This window comes from Candidatus Latescibacterota bacterium (assembly GCA_019038625.1).
Classification (GTDB): domain Bacteria; phylum Krumholzibacteriota; class Krumholzibacteriia; order Krumholzibacteriales; family Krumholzibacteriaceae; genus JAGLYV01.
Genome location: JAHOYU010000193.1, coordinates 1 through 17,533, shown reverse-complemented (window position 1 = coordinate 17,533; position 17,533 = coordinate 1). Strand labels below are relative to the sequence as shown.

Sequence of the window (17,533 nt, the reverse complement as noted above, 5' to 3'; positions counted from 1 at the left end):
CGGCGTGTTACGCCCTGTTGTTTCTCCCGGTGGGTCACGGACTGTTCCATGCTTTTCATCGAGAGCAGAAGGAGACTGAGAGGTTCAGAGATCGTATGTTTGATATTTGGAAGATGGTTGAAAAAGACGAATTTCCCGCTCTTCATTTCCATAAGTCTGTGGAATGCTGTCTTTCCGTCAAAACTCTTGAATCGTGAGTGTACGATCTCACCCTTTTCAAAGAAGATCTCTCCCCTGCCACGGTTGAAGGTCAGCTGGAGCCTGCCTGTCTTGAGGTTGCCGTTCAGGAGTGATACTATGTCGAGTATCGGGATGAGGTTCAGGCTGCCCTGAAGTGGAAAGCTCCTTAATCTTGATTTTTTTCTGAGGTTCAGGACAAGAAGCACTATGGCAATGAGAAGCATGCCGACGGTCATATTGCTTTTGAGTATGGAGACTGTGCGGGGTATTGGATTGTCCATCGTCTTTACCGCGTCGATACCCTTTTCGATAACCTCCCTGGCCTGCTTTGCTCCCTCGTCAGCCAAATTTTCCTTTTGACGGGAGATCAGGACGAGTTCTTCCAGTTTTTCTTTTGCCCACTTGTTTCCGGGGTCGATCTTGAGGACATCCTGCAGGGCGCTTTCGGCCTTTTCCCTGTTTTCGGGTACATAGTCGGCCAGAACGGTACGTGCCCGGCCGATAGTAGCGTCTATCGATGAGCGGGATATCCTGTCATCTACAGCGTCAAGAAGAATGGTGATGTCTCTGTTGGAAGGGTCGCGTTGGATGACCTGTATAAGGTATTCCTTTGATGTCTGGAGATTGCCGAGGGAGAGGTGGCATCGCCCGAGCATCTCGAGAGGAATGGGGTCATGAGGCTTGATACCGAGATAGAGCGATAGTTTGGGTACGGCCATTTCATAGGATCCGGCACTCATGTATGATTCTGCCTCATTGAGCAGTTTGCGAGTCAGTATCCTTTCGAGTTGGCTGAGTTTCTCCCGGGCCCAGGCGGCTTGCGGATCCTGATTAAGTCCGCGAAGGATCAATTCTCTCGCATATTCGAGTTTACCGCGTTTCTCGTATATCTGGGATAATTGCCATATGGCTGATGTGAATGAAGCGTCGCTCTGAAGGGCCTTCATGAGATGTTTTTCGGCTGAGACATTGTCGCCCGATGCGAGCGCTTTCTGGGCTTCAACGAAGGCTTTTTCCGCCTCGATCCTTCCCGCAGCACCAGCCGGACCTGCTGTAAATAGCAGGCATACAAGCAGAATTCCTGTCAGGATCCTGATATGTCTGAATCTCATTATCACCCTCCGATGGGGAATATTGGCAATTCCTGTTCCAAAGGTGGACGAAAACCAAGTATCTGTTGATTTTGGGTCCGATCATTTGCTAGAATCGCCAAAGTCAACAATTTTGAGAGAGTTAGCCTGTCGATATATGCGGGTCCGCCAAGGTATGAAAATAATCCCGGGAGGGTAAGATGGATTTTGAACTCACAACTGATCAAAAGGATATGCAGGAAGCGGCACGTAAATTCGCAAAAGGTGAATTTACAAGGGAATTGGCGCTGAAACATGAAGAGGAACATTCGTTCCCCCGTGAGCTGTGGAAGAAAGCCGCGGAGCTGGGATTCATCGGCCTGCATTTCCCCGAGGAAGCTGGAGGACTCGGACTTGGCGTGATGGAGAACGTTCTCGTGGTCGAGGCGTTCTGTCGTCAGGATTCCGGGCTGGGAACCGCTTTGACCCTTTCCGATTTCGCGGCGGAGATCATCATGAGGCACGGCAGCGACGAGCAGAAGAAAGAATATCTCCCCGCCATTGCGTCGGGGCAGATAATATCGGCCGGATCGTTTACCGAGCCCAATCATGGCAGCGATATCACCAGGATGGACACGAAAGCAGTAAAAGACGGTGATGACTGGGTGATCAATGGCCTGAAGACCTTCATCACCAACGGTCAGATCGCCGATTTCTACCTGACGCTCGTTCAGATCGACCAGGAAATCAAGCCCTCATACAAGGGGATGGCGATCATAATCGTCCCGAAAGACGCTGAAGGGCTTACGACCGAGGATGTGGGATCCAAGATGGGGATAAAGATGACCTCGACTGCCGAAGTGTCGTACAACGATGTGAGAGTGCCGTTGGGCAATATCATCGGAGTCGAAGGCAGGGGATTCTACCAGGTACTTGAGTTCTTCGACGAGAGCCGCGTAGAGATAGCCGCTACCTCGCTGGGCATCGCCCAGGGGGCGTTCGACAGGGCGATCGCCTACCAGATGGAGCGCGAGCAGTTCGGCAGGCCGTTGATCAAGTTTCAGATCAACCAGCACAAGCTGGCCGATATGGCCACAGCGATCGAATATTCCAGGCTCCTCACATACAAGGCCGCCTGGAACTTCGACCAGGGAAGGATCGATCCCAAGCTGACATCGATGGCGAAGTATGTAGCGGCAAAGACGGCCGTTTATGTAGCTGACGAAGCGATCCAGCTTCTCGGTGGATATGGTTACATGACCGAGTACGAGGTGGAGAGATTCTACCGCGACGCAAAGATCTCCGAGATCTACGAAGGTACCAAGGAGATCCAGAAGAATACGATAGCGAGTCATCTGATAAAGGAGCTTTAAAAGTATGACGGTCGGGAAAATCGCATGTCCTGCGTCTGGCGTGGCACGATGGTTTGTGTCGATCGCGGTTCTGTGCATATATCTGTCGGCAGGAGGTTGTTCTGGGGGCAGCGAAGAGAAGTCTGCCGGGAAGCAGGCTCCGCCTGCTGCCGCGAACAGGACGGATGTGGACAATAAAAAGCCTGACCTGTCCGGGGTGAGATTGAAAAAACTCGACGGCACGGTCACTTCGGTCGGTGACTACAGCGGGAAGATCCTCTTTGTCACGTTCTGGGCGACCTGGCACGAAGATTCCCAGAAGGTGATCCCCATAATGCATGAGATCCAGAGGAAGTTCGGCAAGAACGTCCAGGTCCTTGCGGTCGCAATGGATAAGCAGGGGGCGCCGGCAGTAAGAGCCTGGGTGACGGGCAATAAAGTGAATTTTGACATATTCGTCGACGGGGAAAAGACAGCAAATGCCTTCGGCGGCGCGCGAAGACTTCCTGCGACCTATATTTTACTCCGGGATGGGGAATTCTTTCACCGCATTGACGGGCTGAGTAGAAAAAAGGAATATGAGGATATAATCCTGGCGATGTACAGACAACATCTATAGAGATGGCGGTATTCGGATGTTACCATTGAGTTTTTCGCAGGACCAGATCATACTGATCAACCTGCTGCTCAGGATAGCGGTGATGGCTGGGATAACCAGTCTTCTGCTGGGGTTCCGGTCGGTCACCAGCCAGCTCGCCGAAGGGACGGTCGATCGGCGGTCCAGGGTGAAACTGTTTATCCTGCTGGCTCTCTTCTTCTCAATGGGAATTGCTGTAAGAAAACTTTCCAGCCAGGCGGCGATGGACCTTTCCCTGGAAGGCGCTCTGGTGGCAGGGTTTCTTGGAGGAGCATGGGTCGGCGCCGGCACAGGGTTTATTATCGGCCTGGCATGCTATTTTTGTGGAGAAGTCGTGGCGCTGCCACTGTATACCGTCGCGGGGGCTTCGGCGGGGCTTGTCTTTTCATGGCTTCGCAGGGGCGGGGAGATCTGGAGTTATTCTCTTAATCCATTTCTTATCGTCTACAATTTTCTGGAGAAACTGGTCAGGGGAAGGCTGGATCGGAACTTTATCCCGTTCGCCTTCTGCATGGGCTTCGCTCTGCTCAGGTACGGATTGCTCAACAGGTTTTATCACAGGGGCTGGATCTATGGTTATCCGACCAGGGACTGGTTTTTCATAACCATCGATCTTATCGTACTCGTGTACACCGTGGGGATAGCTCTCAAGATGGTCACCAGCGCGAGGACCGAGGAGATCATGCGGGAAGAGGAAAACCAGCTGATCCACGCCAGGCTTACGACGCTCAGAAGCCAGATCAACCCCCACTTTCTTTTCAATACGCTCAATTCGATCTCCGCCCTGATAAGGACCGACTCGGAGAAGGCCCGTGAGATGACGAGAAAATTATCGTCGATCTTTCGTAAGTCTCTGGAGGAGACATCCGATACACATACGCTGAGGGAAGAGATCGGTTTTCTTGAGGATTACCTGTCGATAGAGAAGATCCGGTTCGGGGACGAGAAACTTGTGATAGAGAAGGATCTCGACCCGTCGACGCTGGACTGCCAGGTCCCGACACTGTTATTGCAGCCGCTGGTCGAGAACGCTGTCAAACACGGTATCTCATGCATGACATGTGGAGGAAAGATAAGGATAAGCTCGAAAAGATCGAAGAAGGGATTCAACATAGAAGTGGTGAACGACGGGCCGGAGATGGATGACATGGAAGCGACGGAATTGATAGGAAAAGGTGTAGGCCTGAAGAATGTCTCTGAAAGACTCAGGATATATTCGCGAGGCGAAGGCAGCTTCGAAATAGTCCCGCTGGAAGGCGGGGGAGCCTCGGTGAGGCTCAGTATCCCTCATATCGGTTAAGAGGAGGACGTGATTTGGAGATCAGGGCTTTGATCGTCGATGACGAACAGCTGGCACGTGACGAGATGAAATTCCTGCTCGAGGGTATTCCCGGTATAACGATCGCCGGTGAGGCGGGTGGTGGAGAAGATGCGGTCAGGATGGTCCTCGAACTCAAACCGGATATCATGTTTCTCGATATCCAGATGCCGGTCATGGACGGGTTCCAGGTAGTGAGGGAGCTTGCATCCGCCGGCGTAATGCCGCTTGTGGTCTTTACGACTGCCTACGACCAGTACGCGATCAAGGCGTTCGAGATAAACGCCATCGACTACCTCCTCAAGCCTATTGAAAAGCAGAGATTGTCTGAATCGATAGAGCGGGCCAGGGAAATGATTCCTGTGAAGGATGAGTTTCTGGAAAAGGTGCGGCGACTCACCGAGAATATCAAAGTCGGAACACGATTTCTGCCCAGGATAGTCCTGAAGGTCGGGGATAAGGTCGAACTGATGGAGGTGAAGAAGATCTCCATGCTGCACAGTGAGGGCAAGGGTGTGACCGCCTATACAGCCGAAGGAAAATTCGAATCGAATTACGGGACCATTGATGAGATAGAGGTCCAGATCGACCCCAGACTGTTTATAAGGCTCGGTGTCGATCATCTCGTCAACATAAACAGGATCAAGCAGATACTGCCGTGGGCAGGTGGAAATTATATGATGACGCTGGACGATTCGGAGAATACCGAAGTCAGGCTCAACCGTTCGCAGGCCCAGCTCTTGAAGAACAAGGTCGAGGGAGTCTTCTGATCAGGTCTTCCAGCCGTCAGCTTCATAGAAATGACATTCCTGAAAAAAGGAGCGCTGGGGTGGCCGTTGCCACCCGGGAAGGGTTTCAACTCGCATGAAAGAATACGATGTGGCGGTCCTTGGAGGAGGGCCTGCCGGATATCCCGCGGCGATCAGGGCCTCACAGCTGGGAGCTCGGGTCTGCCTGGTGGAAAAGGAAAAACTCGGAGGCGTTTGTCTCAACAGGGGATGTATCCCGACCAAGACGATGCATGGGCTCGCCCATCTCATCGAGCTTGCCGGCTCGGGAGGCGAAGCGGGTGTGTCAGGCAGTATCAAGCCGGACATCGCCGGGTTGATGGGACACAAGAGTCGTGTCGTCGATGGACTGGTAACCGGTGTGGAGAAGATCCTGAAGGGAAGAAAAGTAGATGTGATCAGAGGCACCGGCAGGATCACTTCTCCCGGGGTCATCGATGTGAAAGGTGTTGAGTCCATTACGGCGGCGAATATCATTATAGCAACGGGATCCTCGGAGATCGAGTTGCCCGGAATGGAGTTCGACGGCAGGAATATCCTGAGTTCGACCGACCTGCTGGAGATAGACAGGATCCCGGAGAGCATGATCGTCGTCGGAGGAGGGGTCATCGGGTGCGAATTCGCCTCGATCTTTAATGCCTTCGGAACGAAGGTCTCGATAGTGGAGATGCTTCCAAGCCTGGTGACTTCCGAGGATATCCATGTGATCAGATTCCTGCAGACATATTTCAGAAAAAAAGGTATCGGACTCAATCTCGGGAAAAAGGTCAGCTCCCTGGAAGTGAAGGATGGAGCCGTCATATCGGCCCTGGACGACGGATCGCAGCTGAATGCCGAAGTGGCCCTGGTCTCGATAGGAAGAAGGCCGAACATCGAGGGTACAGGCGCCGTGGAAGCCGGTGTCGAGACGACCGGGGACGGGATCGTCGTCAATGGAAAGATGGAGACGGGAGTGAATGGTATATATGCCGCCGGAGATGTCATCGGGGGATACCTTCTCGCTCATGTCGCTACAAGGGAAGGCCTGATCGCCGCGGAAAACGCTCTCGGCGCATCGAGAGAGATCGATTACAAGACCGTACCTACCACAATATACACTCTGCCGGAAGTCTCGCATGTCGGGATGACCAGCCAGGAGGCGAAAGAGGCCGGGATCGAGACTGTAGAGGGCCGATTCCCCTTTGCCGCAAACGGAAAGGCGAAAGGGCTGCGTGAAGAGGAAGGCTTCGTCAAGTGGATCGCCGACGCGAGCGACAAGAGGCTACTCGGACTTCATATACTGGGGCCGCAGGCGACGGAGCTTCTGCCTGCCGGGATACTGGCAATAGACAGGAAGATGACGGCGGAAGAATTCACTTCGGTGATATTACCTCATCCGACGCTCGGCGAGGCTCTCGGGGAAGCTGCAGAAGCTCTCGAGGGTAAAGCCATCCACATGCTCAGATAACCAGAAATCGAAGGGAGAACACGTGTATTCCATCGAAGGGCCAGCTCCGCGGCTGGTAAAGATATTTCAAACAGTCATTATCATACTGCTGGCCCTGATCGGGAGTTCCGGAACAGGAATGGCCGGTGGCGGGACAGAAGAGTTCACCATTCCGGGAGGCCCAGCGGTGCTGCTGCAGGAATATCCCGAATCGCCCGTCGTCTGTGTAACTGTGGCGATAGAGGCGGGGAGTGCCTGGGAGACTCCTGACACACGCGGGTTGACCCATCTGCTTGAACATCTCTGTTTCGATGGAAGCGAGCGATATACGAGAGAGGAGATAAGCGGCTGGGTGGACAGGACGGGCGCCTTTCTAAACGCTTTTACGAGGAAAGAGACTACCGTATACTTCCTTCTCGTCGATCGGTCACGTCTCGAAGAGGCCCTCGATATACTTTCGCAGATGCTTCTTCATTCGGTCTTTCCCATACATGAACTCGAGAAAGAGAGAAAGGTCGTGTTGGAGGAGATGCGTCAGTCGATGGACAACCCCGGAGAGGAACGGTCGAGGCTGGTGGACCGGTTCCTGTACAGGGGCAGCGGACTGACAGAGCCTGTGCTGGGCTATCCGACGACCATCGAAGCGATAAGCAGACAGCAGATAATTGATTATTATCGTTCAAATTATTCGCCTGACAGGATGAAGATATTTGTCATGGGCGGATACGACAGGCGGCAGCTGGTGGGGTGGCTCGGTGATTATTTCATGCCGACCTATGGTGAACCTGGCAGGACGGGCGGCAGCCGTGTGATGGCGGGATCGTCGGCGAAGAGACGGAAGCGTGAAGAAAAATCGACTTCGTCCGGGGCCATGACACCCCGCTGGAGCAGCGAGGTGACAAGACTCTCCGACCCCCGGTTTGCCGGTGGGATAGAGATACTCGTTCCGTTACCCGGAATCGAAGACAGGGATTTCGGTGCGGTCCTTCTTCTCGAGGAACTGCTGAGTAGCGCCGATACTCCCCTGTCGGAGATGCTTGAGAGCGCATCCTGGCCCGAAGCGCAGGTATATCTTGAGGTCCACCGTGAATTCAGCGCGATCAGATTCAGCATGGAAACAGATGGTGAGACCGATAAACTGCTCGCTGTACCCGGAATGATAGAAAAGCTGGCTTCATGGAAGCCTTCCGGAGAGGAAGTAGAGGCGGCAAGGATGTCTCTGCTCGCCAGAGACGCGCTGAACAGGGAAAAGTATCATTTCTATATCATGCTTAGTGGAGAAAGGCTCGCGTTCTCGGCCGGGCGTTATATGGAGGCGAGTACGAAGGGAGTGAGGGAGGCCGACGCGGACGATGTCGCCCGGGTGATCTCTTCCAGCTTCGATCCTCTCTGTTACAATGCGGTCCTGATGGGGTCACCGCCCGAATCGTCGGCGATCGGCGGTGATCCTCCATCGAGAGTGAAGCTTCACAACGGTTGTGAACTGGCCGCGTATGCCAGGTCCGGGTCAGATATCGCTGCCGTACATATACTGGTCAAGGGCAGATCCTGCCTGGAGACTGACATCTTGCCCGGCATGACGGTGATCCTCAACGCGATACTGGAGAATTCGAGCGGGGGCAAGGCTCTGTCAGACAGGTTGAGAGCCCTCGGGGTCTCGATCAGCTACAGCGACAATCCATACATCCCAATGGACAACTACTATCTGAACAATGCATGGTCGTTCATGCGTATAGAAGGCCCGGCAGAAAATATAATCGAGGGAGTAGACCTCGTTGTCACTCATATCAGGGGCGCAGTGATGGGGGAGACAGAGATCGCGGGGTTGGCGAGGAGTCTTGTTCCCGAACTGGGGATCAGGTCTTCGTCCTCTTCGGGCAGGCTGCGGGGATTGATGATGGAAAGACTGTTCGGCGGACATCCGTTCGCCGGGTCGATCTTTCCATCTCCAGGATCTCTCGGTATGATCAGTCCGGAGACTCTCGCAGGATTCAGGGCGAAAAGCATCTGTGGATCTAATCTTATAGTCACAATCGTCTCGCCGCTGGTTCCTGAGGAAGCACTTAAAGGGCTTGAAAAGATATTCTTCGGACTGCCATCTGGAAGTTCCTCTATCTGTCCCGCTATCACCGATACTGTGGTTGCAGGGCTCTTCGAAAAAGAGACAGACAGACGGGGAGCATTGATAGGCGCCGGATGGAGACTGCTGGATCCCTCTCCCATGGAGGCGGCGGCCCTGATCGTGGCATCCGAAGTACTAAGCAGGAGGATGCAGCTGCAGATAAGAGAGGTCGAGGGCCTGGCATACTCGACCGGATGCTCTGCTTTACCTTATCCGGGCGCGGCGATCTCGATAGCCTATGTCAATACGGGAGGCGAAAACCTCGAGACGGCCTCGACATCGCTCGAGAGAGAGATAAGGGGACTGCTTTCGGCTCCCCCTGATGAGGATGAGACCGCGCTGGCGCGGAGAAGGCTTATCGCCAGGCTTACGAGAAGGGAGATGTCGAGCATCAACAAGGCTTTTGCAATGGGACTGGACATTTTACTTAGAGAGGGGAGCACGGCCCAGACCCTTCTCGGCGGAGTGACATCAATCGATGTGCAGAGGACGGTCGCAGAAGTGATGGAGATGGAAAATGCGGTTTTCGTCAGGCTCAAACCTGCTCCCGGGGCACCTGAAAAAAAGTCGATGCCGATGCGGATGATGAGATGATAATTGTTGACGCATTTCAGCTATTTATATATATAGGGAATGATTGGTTATAACCTGAATCTTTGGAGGAGATAATGGCTCACAAGATCTCGGATGAATGTATCAGTTGCGGTGCGTGTGAACCCGAATGCCCTGTAGAGGCTATCAGCGAAGCTGACGATAAATACAAGATCGATCCCGATACCTGTACGGATTGCGGTGCTTGCGTGGATGTCTGCCCGGTAGAGGCTATTTCCGCGGAGTAGATATCTGATAAAACGGTGGAGACGCGGGTGCTTTTTATATGGAAGTCACCCGCGTTTTCTCCTTAAGATCGCCTCTTCGAGGCTTGGCAGGCAGCCGCAGTAATCCTGTCTTGTCAGGCAGAGTTCCCGGCTCTTTGTCACACTGATCTTGAAGCCGTCTTTTTTCTTGAAATCTTCACTGAGAAATCTCACTCCATAAAGATCCCCCGCCTTTTCGCCTTCGGCCACGATCATTTTGTGGATCTTGTGAGGGCTGACAGAGAGTGTAGAAGTGAAGAGGGAAAAGCCTTCAGCCGCAGCGCGGGCCGCGGTAGCACGAAGCCTGAGTCCATAACATTGCCAGCACCGCTCACTCTTTTCCGGGAGATCGATCCAGGGGGCGATCGCCCGATCCCATTCCGATGGATCGTAATCTCCCTCGACCAGCTCCACACCTGCCAGTCGGCATACTTCCCGCATCTCTGAGATGCGCAGGGTATATTCTTTTTCGGGCTGAATATTGGGATTGTAATAGAAGGCGGTCACTTTGTACGAAGCCTGGAGATAATCGAATACGTAGGTCGAACAGGAAGCGCAACAGGCGTGGACCATTATCTTTTCTCTGGTCTTCATCCTAGTCGATGGCTGAGGAGTGGCCCTTTTCCAGCCTGGAATCAGTGGAGGTATCATCGGTGGAGTCGGGTTCTTTCCCCTCCACGAAATATTCACCGCGGGGGTCGCGGATCGGAATCTGTCTGATGCGGTCGATCCTGGCGCTGGCGAAGAGTTTGTATTCCTCCATTTTGTCAGCCTGGACAGGCTTTGCGGGAGGAAGTTTCAGCCGGAGCGGGTTGACAAACTTGCCGTTCTTCTTCACACGGTAATCGAGATGAGGCCCGGTAGCGATCCCCGTAGCCCCGACATAGCCGATCACCTGCCCCTGCAGGACCTTGACCCCTGCCTTGATGCCCTTGGCGAACTTGCTCAGGTGCAGATAGTAGCTGATATAGTTTCTGTTGTGTTTCACCTTTATGTAGTTGCCGTTTGCCCTTGTGCGGGAGGCCGTCATGATCGTTCCGTCACCGGTGGTCATTACGGGAGTCCCGGTCGGAGCGGCATAATCTATACCGAGGTGTGGCCGGTATGTGTGCAACACAGGGTGAAGTCTTCTGTGACTGTAACTCGAACTTATCCTGGAATAGCTCAGTGGTGCTCTCAGAAGTTGTTTGCGGAGTGATTTTCCCTTTTCATCGAAATAATCGGGGAACCCGTCCTGACTCTCGAAAAGGAAGGCATAATGACTCTCTCCGCTTGTATTGAACTCTGCCGAGAGGATCTTTCCTATCCCCGGCGCTCCGTACTGGTCTGGACCGCCTTTCATCCGCTTTTCCTCATATTCTACCCTGAAATAGTCGTTTTTCCGTATCTGGCTGAAGAAATCTATGTCCCAGGCAAAGATGTCAGCCAGCTTGATCCCCAGGTTTATGGGAAGGTCCTGCTCGGAAAGCGAGGCGAAGAGCGAATGGGTAATAAGCCCGGAAGCGACCCTGGTAACCAGCTCAAAGGGAAATCTCTTTTCAGCTACCGAAAGCCCGCCCTCTCCTGAAGTCACCTCTATATATCTTTCCTCGTCGACCGTGAAATCCAGAGACGCGAATGTGCCATCGGCGTTTTTGAATATTTCGTATGTCTGACCGGGATAGATGCGCCGGAAGTTGTAAATGGGTTTTGCTGCCTTTGCTATCTCGTTTATTTCCTGGGGTGTAAATCCGTTCTTCTGCATCAGGTCGAAGAATGCCTCGTTCTTGTTGACCGTCTGAATTCTGGATGGGGAAGGGCTGAGGGCTTCCATTTCGGCGATCGCCTGGGTATCCACCGGCATCTGGATAGAAACTGGCCCCAGCGAGGCTTCGGCGGCCGGCTGCACGGGTGATGACCCGTCCCTGAAGGCGAGATAGAACATGCCCGCCATCGTACCGACCATTATTACTGCTACTATAAATCTGTTCCTGTCCATGTCACCTATCTGTTCATGCGAAAAACATGCCGAAAGATATGCAAAAAACAAGTAAACCGTCAAGAAAAGAATGGGTCCAATTCAGAATAGGGGCCATTCCGGATTGAAACTTGTCCTCACCTGCTGTATCGTCACAAAACGGAGGCGCCTTGATGGATGAACGGAAAAACGACCTGAAAGAAGAACTGGAAGCGTTGAAGAAAAAAGCGGAAAACGCCTTCGGCAGGCGGGCCATACCGTCGATAGGCGAGGATCTTTTCAAGCCGGTCACGCAGGGAGATATCGGGAGGGTCGTCGGGAAATACGGGGATGCGTCGGGCAGGGTTGTGGATGAGCCTGATGTCCCTGCCGCAAGCGGCTCTCTTGAGATGCTGGTGAGCGGCTCGGTCGAGCAATCCGGATCCGGGCCATTCTACAGGGTGCTGGCCGAGGCAGGCGAGATATGGGATAACGCCGGGAAGGTGCATGAGGAGTACCTTGCGACGATCACGGGCGATTTACAGGATATCAGGCCGGAACTGTCAGGGTTGATGCCGGTGACACAGGCCCGGCCGGAAGATATCTGCTACCTCGATATCGAGACGACTGGCCTGAGCAACTGTCCTCTCTTTCTGGTCGGCCTTATGTATACGAGCGGAGACAGATTGATGATCGATCAACTTTTCGCCCGTGATTACACCGAGGAGAGGAATATCCTCGTATTTCTGGAATCCCTTTTCTTGAGATTCAAGATGCTTGTCACCTTCAACGGTATCGGCTTTGACATCCCGTTCATTGCCGCGAGGATGTCGTCCGGAAAGATACCTTTCAGCCCGCCGCCGGTGCATGTAGACCTCCTGAAGGTGGCGAGGAAGGGTGTCGGTAAAAGGACGCCGAACCACAAGCTTCAGACCCTTGAGGTACATCTGTTGGGAAGAAAACGCAAGGGCGACATACCGGGCAGTCGCATACCCGGTGCGTATCATGATTTTGTAAGGAACGGGGACGCCGGACATATGGCGACCGTGATACATCACAACAGGCTCGATCTCTATTCGATGCTCGAACTGGTGACATTATTCCTGTCCGGAAGGTGAGAGATCCCGATGGACGGGCAGAAGGAGTGGCTGTGGACGTTGAGAGATTTCTAAAAAAAATTCGGGTGGATGATTTCTACTCCGACCAGATCGCACATACACATACGATAAAAGCCAGGAAGGGCAGGTTCGGCGAATTGAAGACGCCACTGCCGGCAGTACTCTCAGACGTTCTTAAAAGATCGGGTATTGAGAGCCTCTATACTCACCAGGTCGCGGCTGTCGATTTGCTGAGAAAAGGTCATGACACCGTTATAGTGACCTCGACCGCCAGTGGAAAGACCCTGTGCTACAATATCCCCGTCCTGGAAAGTCTGGTAGAGGACCCCGAAAGCAGGGCTCTCTACCTTTTCCCCACCAAGGCCCTGGCCCAGGATCAGCTCAGAGTGATAAACAGGTATGGAGGAGAAAACGGAATAGGTTTCCACGCCGGCACCTACGATGGCGATACACCGGGGGCGCTGAGGCGCAAGCTTCGCGATGAGGCACAGGTACTGCTGACCAACCCCGATATGCTTCATTCGGGCATCCTGCCGAACCACGCGAAGTGGGCGCCGTTCTTCACCAGGCTCCGGTTTGTCGTGATCGACGAGATACACAGTTACAGGGGTACGTTCGGTTCGCATGTGGCCAACGTCATCGGGAGGCTGAAGAGGATCTGCGCACATTACGGGGCCGCACCCGTGTTTGCCGCATCATCGGCGACCATCGCGAATCCCGGCGAACATTCTTCGAGGCTGATCGGTTCGAAGGTCCATGTAGTCAAAAAAGACGGTTCGCCGCGGGGCCGGAAACATTTTCTGATGTGGAATCCCCCGACGATCGATGAGGCGGGGATGGAGAGAAGGAGTCCGAATTCCGAGGCGGCCGATCTCGTCAGCAGGCTGGTCCTCGACGATGTCCAGACCATCGCCTTTGTCCGTGCCAGGGTCGTGAGTGAAGTGATCACAAGGTATACCCGCGAAAAACTCGGCGAACACAGAGCATCGATGAAAGACTCTGTACACCCTTACAGGGGTGGGTATCTTCCAGAGGAGAGAAGGGAGATAGAGAGAAGGCTTTTCGAGGGTGAACTGAAGGCAGTCATCAGCACGAACGCCCTGGAGCTGGGGATAGACGTAGGGGCGCTTCACGCTTCCGTCATAGTAGGCTATCCGGGATCGATAGCCTCGACATGGCAGCAGGCGGGCAGGGCCGGGAGGGGAGATGAAGACTCGCTGGTATTCTTTCTTCCACACAATTCTCCCCTGGACCAGTATCTCGTAAGGCACCCCGACTATTTCTTCGGGAGGTCTCCGGAGAATGCCATAATCGATCCTTCAAACCCCCATGTGCTGCTGGGCCAGATGAGGGCCGCCGCCTTCGAGCTGCCCCTCGGCGCCGGAGAAGTCGAGGAGATGGGTGAATATGCTCCTGCCATAGCCGATCTGCTGGAGGACGAGATGGATTTGAATTTTGTCAAGGGCAAGTGGTACTGGCGAGGGCATGGTTATCCGAGCGCCTCTGTCAACCTGCGCAATATCTCGCCGAATATCTACACGATCATCGACGAATCGGCGGGCAATATTGTAATCGGCACGATCGACGAGGCGAGCGCGTTTCAGCAGGTGCATCCACAGGCTGTCTACCTGCACGAAGCAGAGACATATTTCGTCCGCGACCTCGATATCGAGAAGAAGATAGCGTTCATAGAGAAGACCAACATCGACTACTACACCCAGTCTATAACGGAGACGCAGGTGAAGGTCGACAGCGAGGAGAAGAACGGTGTCTGGAGACTCTGCAGAAAAGCATTCGGCGACGTCTCGGTCACCGACCTTACATTCATGTTCCGCAAGATAAAATTCGGCAGTCGGGATTCGATCGGTTACGGCAAGTGCGACCTGCCTCCCCAGGTCCTCGAGACCGCAGGTACTTGGCTGACGCCCCCCGCGGGAGTGTTCGAGTCGGTCAGAAAGTGTGGCAGGGTGCCGGGAGAGGGATTGCTCGGCCTGTCCAACGTCCTGCGCGAAGTTGTTCCGTTATTTGTGATGTGCGACCCTCTCGATATAGGAACGACAGTGAATTCCCGTTCGACAGACAGTCCATCCGTCTACATCTACGACAAGTATCCCGGAGGTCTCGGGTTCGCCCTTAAGGTATACGAGATCATAGAAGATATCATGGTAGCGGCTCACGAGCTGATAACGACCTGTGGATGCAAACGGGGATGCCCCTCATGTGTCGGTTCCCCGATACCCCCTTTCACACAGCTCGACCCCGATACAGGGGCGAGAGGGATGATCCCCGACAAGGAGGCCGCCCTGGTGATCCTGCACCTGCTCCTGCAGATCGAACCGTACGATCCGGTCCCGGTCGAGGAAGAAGGTGGAGAACAGATCATGCGCCCCGAGGGAAAAGCCCTTCCTCCGGAACTTGCGGGGAAACTCAGGAAATCGCTTCACAGTAAGAAGGACAGGCCCGGACGCTGATCCGGTATTCCCGTCAGATAAGGCCTGTGTCGTCGAATTCGCTCAGTGTGCTCCTGCCGGTCACGAGGTCCTCGATGAGAGATGTTACGGTGAAGAGGTGGTCAAAGCTGTATTTATTCATCCCGGGGACCCTCTGCTTTATCCAGGGCATCGACACTATCGAACCGATTGCGGGACATCTCTCAAGCTGCGTTTTAAAACATGTCATCAGCGCCGAGTCCTGATCGTAGGGCCCGACCGTGACATAGTCATATTTCATCTTTCCTTTTATAAATGTTTTCAGCGCCTGAGGAAAACGGTAGTAGATATCCCTGGCCGCGAGATACAGCCTGTATTTCGATCCGGAGATGGGGATGTTCCAGTTCACGTTTTTAATCGAGGCCGCTTCTCGCGAGAGCTTCATCAGGAATTCACGGTAGAGGCGGTAACCTGACTTCATCTCGTCAGGGCAGTTCATCACGTAATCGAGGAATGGGGCCGAATTGAATGGTGATACGGACCAGAACCAGAATCTGTTTCTATCCTCCGCGTCGAAGGACCATTTCATATCTCTTTCGCATATCATGAAGTGGATGTATTTCATCGCGGGATCCAGTTCCGGGTAGGAGCCGAGTATTGCCGATACCGACTGCCTGATGTCGTCTTCCGGTATCGCCGTTATCTCGGAGACCCGGGATATCGGAAGGACGGAGTTTCTCGAGAGAAGGTGAGAGGTCAGTTCGTCGATTCCCTTCATCTGCCTGTACGGCCGATTATCCGGAAACATCAGGCCGCCGCCTTCGCCGGTGAAGTATGTGATCCTGTCTCCCCATGAGTCCCTGATAGAGTCGAAGAGAGGCACGGCAAAACTCATTCCCAGGGAGTTGTCCCCGCTCTTGATCCTGAGCAGCTTGAGAACATCATTTCCCGTGGCGGGACCTGGTTCGAAGAGTTTCCATTCAATATCCAACACGTCAGCGATCTCTGCGGCGATATCCACATCTTTTGCCGCTATACCGAGATGGTCGATGAATGTTGCACCCCTGACTTCGATCTTTTCGGCACGCAGCGCCGCACCCACCGCCCTCGAATCGAGTCCACCGCTCATCGCCAGGACGGGGGTATTGTCCCCTGAGCTTCTGTCCCTGCAGGCTGTTTTGAAAATATCGACGAGATCGGTCGAACATATGCCGAGGTCGCGTCCCCTGTGTTTTCTGATAGAAAAATCGAAGGTACGGGTCATATCGATGCTGACCCGATGCGGTCCATTCTCTTCGACCTGCCCGGCCCTTATGACCGTTCCCGGTCCTGCCCTGAAAATGTCTTCCAGGAATGTCCCGTTACCAGGCATGAATCCAAGGAGAAGGTATTGCGCGATGCCGTTCCGATCGAATCCGATATCGCCGAGAAGGGAGGAGATGAATCTGATCTCCCTGGATATGACGAGTCTTCCGGCATCGTTGTGGATATAGAGGGGGAGCCTCCCCAGAGCGTCGTTGAGGATCGTGATGTGGCCGCTGGCCCTGTGCATGATGAGGATGATGAAATCACCGTCTGTATCGAGGATCCAGGCGGCGGCGCGCTTGAGAGAACCGGTCGCAGCCGGTCTTCCTCCCGGATAGAGGGCAGAAGAGAGGCTGGCCAGGCGCCGGTCTATTTTCGCATGGCTCATTCCGTATATCATCCCCTCGAGGATGATCAGAAAATCATCGTTCTCGAAGGTAGTCACCGGGTAGGCAGGGTGGTAGGTGGCCCCGATAAAACAATTGTCGGTCGAAACGATGGTCTTGAGCTTGTAGTCGTCTCCGTGGACAAGAGATTCTGCCGACCTGAGGGCGAGGTCCTCAAGGCCGCCCAGGCCGTTTCTGCCGGAATGGTAAAGATGTATGCCGGGCACGGATCACTCCTTCTGCAAGCGTTAATCGCCATTGTATTACCGATTGCAGCCAGCGAAAAGGAAAAACGACAGATAGATGTCCAAGAGCAATTGACTGGTCCGGTTGAAGGTGTTATTGTACCTTGAAGTTCTTAAGTACTGGCTTTTATACCAAAAGTCAGAGTGAAAATAGGGGTTCCGGGCATCATCCTGGACCCCTGTAGGTTTCTTTAACCTGGGAGGAGCCCGATGAGGGTGATCAAGCGTTACCGGATACACATGGGTACGTTTGCCTGGATACTTCATCGCCTGTCCGGCCTTGGATTGATCTTTTATCTTCTTCTGCACATCTGGGTGATCAGTCATCTGTCAGGGGGAGAGAGGTCGTTCGACGGGATAATGC

General features: G+C 53.7%; 14 protein-coding genes. 10 read left to right on the top strand and 4 right to left on the bottom strand.

All coding sequences use genetic code 11. The features are described from left to right. On the bottom strand, positions 1-1,292 hold a 1,292-nt coding region (locus tag KOO63_13485; GenBank protein ID MBU8922824.1), incomplete at its 3' end, for a DUF4388 domain-containing protein. 179 nt (positions 1,293-1,471) lie between these two features. Here KOO63_13485 and KOO63_13480 point away from each other — a divergent pair. The 7 genes from KOO63_13480 (at position 1,472) to KOO63_13450 (ending at position 9,732) form a co-directional block, all read left to right on the top strand. Then, positions 1,472-2,623, top strand: coding sequence for an acyl-CoA dehydrogenase family protein (locus KOO63_13480; GenBank protein MBU8922823.1), 1,152 nt, complete (start codon positions 1,472-1,474; stop codon positions 2,621-2,623). Positions 2,624-2,627: 4 nt separating this feature from the next. After that, the gene (locus KOO63_13475; protein ID MBU8922822.1) at positions 2,628-3,221 is read left to right on the top strand and encodes a TlpA family protein disulfide reductase; all 594 of its coding nucleotides are present in this window, start codon (positions 2,628-2,630) and stop codon (positions 3,219-3,221) included. Positions 3,222-3,246: 25 nt separating this feature from the next. Further along, positions 3,247-4,539, top strand: coding sequence for a histidine kinase (locus KOO63_13470; GenBank protein MBU8922821.1), 1,293 nt, complete (start codon positions 3,247-3,249; stop codon positions 4,537-4,539). Between the two features lie 14 nt (positions 4,540-4,553). Then, a complete protein-coding gene (locus KOO63_13465; GenBank protein MBU8922820.1) occupies positions 4,554-5,327 on the top strand; it encodes a response regulator transcription factor in 774 nt (257 codons plus the stop codon). Between the two features lie 94 nt (positions 5,328-5,421). Continuing rightward, a complete protein-coding gene (gene lpdA, locus KOO63_13460; protein ID MBU8922819.1) occupies positions 5,422-6,792 on the top strand; it encodes a dihydrolipoyl dehydrogenase in 1,371 nt (456 codons plus the stop codon). 22 nt (positions 6,793-6,814) lie between these two features. After that, on the top strand, positions 6,815-9,487 hold the full coding sequence (locus KOO63_13455) for an insulinase family protein (GenBank protein MBU8922818.1): 2,673 nt from the start codon (positions 6,815-6,817) through the stop codon (positions 9,485-9,487). 74 nt (positions 9,488-9,561) lie between these two features. Further along, the gene (locus tag KOO63_13450) at positions 9,562-9,732 is read left to right on the top strand and encodes a 4Fe-4S binding protein (protein MBU8922817.1); all 171 of its coding nucleotides are present in this window, start codon (positions 9,562-9,564) and stop codon (positions 9,730-9,732) included. A gap of 45 nt (positions 9,733-9,777) precedes the next feature. On the opposite strand, the gene KOO63_13445 is transcribed toward KOO63_13450, so the two are convergent. Next, positions 9,778-10,344: an epoxyqueuosine reductase QueH gene (locus tag KOO63_13445; GenBank protein ID MBU8922816.1), complete on the bottom strand. Its 567-nt coding sequence runs from the start codon at positions 10,342-10,344 to the stop codon at positions 9,778-9,780. A 1-nt stretch (position 10,345) separates the two neighbouring features. After that, positions 10,346-11,092, bottom strand: coding sequence for a M23 family metallopeptidase (locus KOO63_13440; protein MBU8922815.1), 747 nt, complete (start codon positions 11,090-11,092; stop codon positions 10,346-10,348). 788 nt (positions 11,093-11,880) lie between these two features. Between KOO63_13440 and KOO63_13435 the strand changes: the two genes are divergently transcribed. Beyond that, positions 11,881-12,804 (top strand): ribonuclease H-like domain-containing protein, encoded by a 924-nt coding sequence (locus KOO63_13435; protein MBU8922814.1) that lies wholly within the window; start codon positions 11,881-11,883, stop codon positions 12,802-12,804. 32 nt (positions 12,805-12,836) lie between these two features. Then, the gene (locus KOO63_13430; protein ID MBU8922813.1) at positions 12,837-15,275 is read left to right on the top strand and encodes a DEAD/DEAH box helicase; all 2,439 of its coding nucleotides are present in this window, start codon (positions 12,837-12,839) and stop codon (positions 15,273-15,275) included. A gap of 13 nt (positions 15,276-15,288) precedes the next feature. Here the strand turns inward: KOO63_13430 and KOO63_13425 are convergent, their stop codons facing one another. Continuing rightward, positions 15,289-17,151: a hypothetical protein gene (locus KOO63_13425; protein ID MBU8922812.1), complete on the bottom strand. Its 1,863-nt coding sequence runs from the start codon at positions 17,149-17,151 to the stop codon at positions 15,289-15,291. A gap of 228 nt (positions 17,152-17,379) precedes the next feature. Here KOO63_13425 and KOO63_13420 point away from each other — a divergent pair. Beyond that, on the top strand, positions 17,380-17,533 hold a 154-nt coding region (locus KOO63_13420; GenBank protein MBU8922811.1), incomplete at its 3' end, for a hypothetical protein.